At 32.2% G+C, this 7,087-nt stretch carries 5 protein-coding genes and 1 pseudogene; all 6 read left to right on the top strand.

Annotated elements, in window-relative coordinates; translation table 11 throughout:
* On the top strand, positions 1-792 hold a 792-nt coding region (locus SULYE_RS04530), incomplete at its 5' end, for a DNA polymerase domain-containing protein (RefSeq protein ID WP_007546967.1).
* A gap of 412 nt (positions 793-1,204) precedes the next feature.
* A pseudogene (locus SULYE_RS04525) lies at positions 1,205-2,126 on the top strand (histone deacetylase family protein).
* 28 nt (positions 2,127-2,154) lie between these two features.
* Complete coding sequence (locus SULYE_RS04520) at positions 2,155-3,648, top strand: UDP-N-acetylmuramoyl-L-alanyl-D-glutamate--2,6-diaminopimelate ligase (RefSeq protein WP_007546963.1); 1,494 nt, start codon at positions 2,155-2,157, stop codon at positions 3,646-3,648.
* Positions 3,641-5,011, top strand: a complete 1,371-nt coding sequence (gene murC / locus SULYE_RS04515) for a UDP-N-acetylmuramate--L-alanine ligase (RefSeq protein ID WP_007546961.1) — start codon at positions 3,641-3,643, stop codon at positions 5,009-5,011. Before SULYE_RS04520 ends, murC begins: the two co-directional genes overlap by 8 nt.
* Positions 5,008-6,363 (top strand): nicotinate phosphoribosyltransferase, encoded by a 1,356-nt coding sequence (locus tag SULYE_RS04510; protein WP_007546959.1) that lies wholly within the window; start codon positions 5,008-5,010, stop codon positions 6,361-6,363. Before murC ends, SULYE_RS04510 begins: the two co-directional genes overlap by 4 nt.
* Positions 6,360-7,087 (top strand): metal ABC transporter substrate-binding protein (locus tag SULYE_RS04505; RefSeq protein WP_007546957.1); only part of this gene is annotated, 728 nt, incomplete at its 3' end. The genes SULYE_RS04510 and SULYE_RS04505, both read left to right, overlap by 4 nt.

The following is a 7,087-nucleotide window of genomic DNA, read 5'->3' as shown; positions in this document are numbered from 1 at the left end:
TCACACGAAGCAACAACATCAATCGGAAGACAGCTTATTACTTTTGTAAAAGAGATTTTAGAAGCAAAAGGCTTTAGAGTAATTCATATTCTTACCGATTCTATCTGGGTTTACAAACATGATTATACGATAGATGATTATAAAAAGATGGAAGAATATTTGAATAAAAGAATCAACGAAAAATTTATTCCGGTGAATCCTGACGGAATACCATTTAAGATTTTACTGGAAGGTGTTTATGATTGGATAGTTTTTTTGCCTTCAAAATCCGATTCCGTTGGTGTTTCTAACCGTTATTTTGGAAAGTTTAGCAACGGTGAGTTTAAATTTAGAGGAATAGATTTAAGAAGAAGGGATGTTCCGGAATTTATTAAAAATTTTCAATTAGAAATTTTTGAGCATTTAAGCAAAGCAAAAAACAAAACAGAATTCTTAAATTTAATAAAAGATATAGATGAGATATTTGACAAACACAAACAAAAATTAATGGAAGGAGATTTTTCATTAAAGGACTTAATAATAAAAAAGAAAGTTTCCAAGGATCCAAATTCATATCAGAAAAGGACAGATTTATCAGAAGTAGCCGGAACTTTGCTAAAAGAAGGCTTTAATCTAAATCCGGGTGAAAGTGTTAATATCATTTATATTCTTGATAAATTTGTAAAAGCTATGCCGCTTGAAATCTATCTTACAAATCCAAAGCCAATAAACATAGAAAAATACTTAAAAATGCTTGAAGAATCTAAGATCGGATTAATACCAAAAAAGCTTTTTGGTAATGTATTAAGGTAAAAAATGGGAACAAGCATAATAGATTTCAAATAGAATTATTGAGATTTTTCGTATGGTTTTGGAACGATGTATTAATGCTATTATCCTTCATTCTAAGACTTCAAAGCCGAGGGAACTTCTTTTTCAAAGATGGTGAGAAATGAATAGGTGAGAGGCAAAAGGCGGAAACTCCTCGCTGTAATTGCAATTGCAGAATGGCATAGTTGAATAACTTTCATCATCAACTATAAAAGTAGTATCATTATGAATTTATATCTTTTCATACGTTGAGCTAGAAATTAAAAAATATGAGATTCTTCACCGGCTGCAGAATGACAATTTTGATTTTTGAAATAATCTTCCTTTAAGAGTTAATAAAATATGCCTAAAGTATTGTATAATTTTATCATTATTCAATTTGTGAGGTAGTATCGTGAAGAAAGTCGGTTATTTTTACGATGATATATATTTAGAACATGATACAGGAATAGGTCATCCAGAATCTCCGGAAAGACTTATTTACATAAATAAATATTTAGAACCTATAAAGGATAAATTAATCCATCTAAAGCCAAGAAGAGCATCGGCTAAGGAAATAACATTGATACATGATACTTACTATCCACAAGAAATAATGGATTTTTGTGCTGCCGGTGGTGGATATTTAGACCCGGATACACACGTTGGAGAGTATTCGTATGAAGCTGCTGTGATGGCAGTAGGAGCAGGTCTTGAAGCAATCGATAATATAATTAACGGAAAGATAGAAAGGGCGTTTTGTGCTGTAAGACCACCTGGTCATCATGCAGAAAAAGATAAAGCAATGGGATTTTGTATCTTTAATAATATTGCTATAACAGCAAGATATGCACAGCAAAAGGGCTTTAATAAAGTTTTTATAATAGATTTTGATGCTCACCATGGAAACGGTACACAAAAAGCTTTCTACGATGATGACACCGTGTTTTACTTTTCAACCCATGAATATCCCTTTTATCCCGGGAACCGGTTCAAAAAATGAAAAAGGAGTTGGGAAAGGCTACGGATATACTTATAATGTTCCACTGCCCGCCGGTACGGGTGATGAAGTCTATATAGAAATTTACAGTCAAACCCTGCCAGAGCTTGTAAAGTCTTTTAATCCAGACATAATTCTTGTTTCTGCCGGTTACGACTTACATCAAGATGACCCGTTAGCTTACTTAGAAGTATCAACAGAAGGAATTGGAAAGATAGTAGAAAATATTTTAAAGTCAGCAGATGTTCCTTATGTCTTCATGCTTGAAGGTGGGTATAATCTAAATGCTTTAGGCGAAAGCGTGAGATTAACAATTGAAAAAATGCTTTATGCCTAACCTTAATTGTTATCCTTAAGGAGTATTGATGAAATTACTAAAAGAAATATTAACAGATGAAAAAATAATTTATGGAAATCAAGAAACAGCTGTAGAAGGAATTACAAATAACAGCAAAAAAGTCGAGAAGAATTACGCATTTTTTGCCATTAAAGGCACGTCGGTAGATGGTCATAACTTTATTGACGAAGCTATAAAAAATGGTGCATCTGTAATTTTTATAGAAGATGAAAAGTATATTGAAAGTTTAAAAGGAAAAAACATAACTGTTGTTTTGACAGATAACGGCAGGAAGTCTTTAGCTTTGGCTTCAAACAGGTTTTATGATAATCCATCTGAAAAGTTAAAAGTGATAGCAATTACCGGAACAAATGGAAAAACTACAACATCAAATTTACTTGCCCAGTATTATGAAATGGCTGGGTATAAAGTTGGTGTAATCGGAACAATCAATTACAGAGTTGGAGATGAGATATTATCTTCAGGACATACAACCCCAGACCCAGTAGAATGGTTTAAAACGCTTAAAGTAATGAAAGATAAAGGTGCGGATGTAGTGGTTGCAGAAGTTTCTTCCCATGCGGCAGACCAGTATAGAGTTTATTCAACAAAGTTTCATGGTGGAATTTTTACAAATCTAACACAAGACCATCTTGATTATCACCAAACAATGGAAAACTACTTCTTAGCAAAAAGAAGAGTTTTTGAACAGATTGATAAATTCAATAAAGAAGCAATTTACAGTATAAATGTAGATGATGAGCATGGAAGAAGAATCTTAGATTATCTAAAAAACCATTTAAAAGTCAATGATGACAAAATCATTACATACGGAAAAACATCAGAAGATTTTAAGATTCTTGATTATAGACTTTCACTTTTTGAGACTGAATTTAGCTATAAATATAAAGATACATTAAGTAAAATTAAAACAAAATTAAGAGGTGTTTTTAATATTTATAATCTATCTGCTACCGTTTCTTTTCTTATCAAAGATGGCTTTGATTTAAAATTCTTAGAAGAAAAAGCATTACATCTAAAGCCGATTAAAGGAAGATTTGAAGTAATAGAAGGACAAGGTTTTATAGTGGTTATAGATTATGCCCATACACCGGATGCACTTGAAAACATTTTAAAATCGTTAAATGAAATCAAAGAAAATAGAATCATCACAGTGTTTGGAGCAGGTGGAAACAGAGATAAGACAAAAAGACCATTAATGGGAGAGACGGCTGAAAGTCTCTCTGATGTTGTAATTTTAACATCCGATAATCCAAGAAATGAAGACCCATTAAGTATAATAGAAGATATCTTAGATGGAATAAAAGATAAAGACAAAGTAATAACTATTGTAGACAGAAAGCAGGCAATAGAAAAAGCTATCAGTTTAGCAAAAGAAAAAGATATAATTTTAATAGCAGGGAAAGGACATGAGAATTATCAGATAATAGGCGATAAAATTCTGCATTTTGACGATGCAGAAGTAGTAAAAGAAATTATAGACGGAGGAAAAGGTGTTTAGAGGTAAAGTTAGAAAAATCCATTTTATTGGAATTGGCGGTTCTGGAATGAATGGCATAGCTGAATTATTGCTAAACCAAGGATACACGATAACAGGTTCAGATTTAAAAGAATCTCCAACGATCGAAAGATTAAGAAATCTTGGAGCAAAAATATTCATAGGACATAGCGAAGAAAACGTTAAAGATGTAGATGTTGTAGTGTATTCATCAGCTGTAAAGCCTGATAACCCGGAAATGATAAAGGCAAAACAGCTTGGAATTCCGACAATACCAAGAGGGGAGATGCTTGCTGAATTAATGAGGTTCAAATATGGAATAGCCATTGCCGGAAGTCACGGAAAAACAACAACAACATCAATGGTAGGAACCGTTCTTGGAAAAACCGGGTTTGACCCAACGGTTGTGATTGGTGGTAAGCTGGAAGCATACGGCAGTAATGCAAAGCTTGGAAGAGGAGAGTTTTTAGTCACAGAATCAGATGAAAGCGATGGTTCTTTTTTAAAATTAACTCCGACGATTGTTTCTATAAACAATATAGATTTAGAACACATAGGATTTTATAAAGACTTAGAAGACATTAAAAAAGCTTTTGTTACCTTTGCAAATAAAGTACCATTTTATGGAGCAGCAGCTGTTAACATAGATGACGAAAACGTAAAAAGCATTTTGCCTTACATAGAAAGAAAAGTTATAAAATTTGGATTTTCAGAAGATGCAGATATTAGAGCTTATGACCTAAGATTAGAAAACGGTAGATACAAATTTAAAGTCAATGATTTTGGAGAGATACACCTTTCAGTTCCGGGCATTCATAATGTTTATAATGCCCTTGCTACAATAGCAATATGTAATGAGCTTAACGTTCCTTTTTGCGTTATAAAAGAAAGCTTAGAAAACTTTAAAAATGCAAAAAGAAGGTTTGAGATAAAGTACTCTAATGATATTGTTATCATTGACGATTACGCACACCATCCAACAGAACTGAAAGCAACATTGTCAGCAGCAAGAGATTATTTTAAAGACAGAAGAATAATAGCAGTATTTCAACCTCATAGATATTCAAGATTAAATGTCTTATTTGAAGAATTTGCCAAAGCGTTTGATATTCCAGATATTACTATCGTAACGGAAGTTTATTCAGCAGGCGAAAACCCAATTGAAAATGTTTCAGGGGAAAAATTGGCGAAGAAAATCAAAGAGTATAGAAAGAATGTTTATTATGTATCAAATTTAGAAGAAGCAGAAAATTTGTTAAAAAATATCATTCAAATAGGTGATGTAATACTAACCCTTGGGGCCGGAAGCATCACTCAGCTTAGCGACACTTTAGCTAAATATTTATCAGAAAAAGAGCAAAAATGACAGTAAATAGATTTGTAAATAAAGATAATATGTCTCTTTTGACAGACCTGTATGAGCTTACAATGGCACAGGTCTATTTTAATAAAGGAATTAATGGCACTGCTGTTTTTAATTTTTTTATCAGACCAACAAACAAAAGAAACTATTTTTTAAATGCAGGGCTTGAACTTTTAGTAGATTATCTCTTAAATTTAAAATTTACAGAAGAAGATATAGATTTTTTAAGACAAACAGGTAGGTTTTCAGAAGAGTTTTTAGAATATCTTAGAAATTTTAAATTTACAGGAAATTTATATGCCATAGATGAAGGAGAGATAGTCTTTGCCAATGAACCCATAGTCCAAGTAGAAGCTCCATTAATAGAAGCTCAAATTATCGAGACATTTTTAATAAACACGCTTCAAATCTCAATCCTTGTAGCAACAAAAGCTATAAGATGCTACAGCGTTGCTGAAAAAGCTATACTTGTAGATTTTGGACTGAGAAGAGCTCACGGCACAGATGCAGGAATGATAGCATCAAGAAGTAGCTATATTGGCGGTTTTGTAGGAACATCGAACGTTTTAGCAGGTAAGGCTTTCGGAATTCCAATCTACGGAACAATGGCACACTCTTTCATAATGGCTCACGATACAGAAGAAAAAGCCTTTGAAGATTTTGCTTCGGTTTATCCAGAAAATACGATCTTTTTAGTAGATACATACGACAGTTTAGAAGGTGTGAAGAATGCTATAAAAGTAGCCAAAAAGCTTGGCATCAAAATAAAAGGCATCAGGTTAGACAGCGGAGATGTAGCAACTTTATCAAGAGAAGCAAGAAAGCTTCTTGACGCAAACGGTTTTAGAGATGCAATTATTTTTGTCAGCGGTGGTATAAACGAATATAAGATAAAAGAGTTGATTCAGGATAAAAAAGCTCCAATTGATGGCTTTGGTGTGGGAACAGAACTTGTAACAAGTGCAGATTTGCCATATTTAGATTGTGCTTATAAATTGGTAGAGTATGAAAGAAAGCCAAAAATCAAGTTAAGCAGGAAAAAAATGACATTGCCTTTCAAAAAACAGCTTTTTAGAATCTACAAAAATGGCACTATCTTTAAAGATATTATAGGACATTTTGACGAACATTTTGACGACTCTGTTAAAATGCTCAAACTTTATATAGAAAATGGTGAGCTTGTAAGAAGTCTTCCATCTTTAAAAGAAATCAGAGAAAAAGCATTGATTAACTTTAAAACAGTTCCAAATACTTTTAAATCTTTAAATCAATACATGACTCTTACACCGGAAATATCACAGAGGCTATTAAAATCGGCAGAAGAGTTAAAAGAAAAGTTGAGGTTGAAGCAATGAAAAGGATAATCTTATCAGTTTTGCTACTTTTTAGTTTTTCATTTGCAGAAGTTAAAATCACAACCACTATAAAACCTTTGGCAGATATAGTAAAAGAAGTGGGAAAGGATAAAGTAAACGTGGCTTATATAATCCCTTCAAACGTGAATTTTCATACCTACGAATACAAGCCGATGGATATAAAAAAAGTATATGAAAGCGATTTATTTGTATTTATAGGCTATGGAGAACCAAACATATCAAGCCTTACAAAAAATCTTAAAAAAGAAAGATTAATGCAGATAACAAACCTCAAAGGAATATTTCTTTTAAAAGAAGAAGACCATGACGAAATCCATCCGGCGGTATGGTTAGACCCAGAAAATGCAAAAGTAATAGCAAAAGCAGTTATGGATTTTTTGATATCCAAAGACAAACAAAATGCACAATTTTATAAATCAAACTATTTAGAATTTGAAAAAAAAGTAAATGAAATTTTAAACTATGGAAAAACAAAACTTTCATCAGTTAAAAATAAATACTTTGTATCTTATCACTATGAATTTCCTTACTTTATAAAAAGATTTAATCTTATCTACCTTGCAGAGATAGAAATGGGTCATGGAAGAGAGCCATCACCAAAACATTTGATGGAAGTGATTCAAAAAATCAAAAAATATAATGTAAAAGCAATTTTTACATCAAAGCAGTTTTTCAATCCAAAGACTGCCAATATCGTAATATC

This window comes from Sulfurihydrogenibium yellowstonense SS-5 (genome assembly GCF_000173615.1).
GTDB lineage: Bacteria > Aquificota > Aquificia > Aquificales > Hydrogenothermaceae > Sulfurihydrogenibium > Sulfurihydrogenibium yellowstonense.
This window is presented reverse-complemented; position numbering and strand designations above follow the sequence as displayed.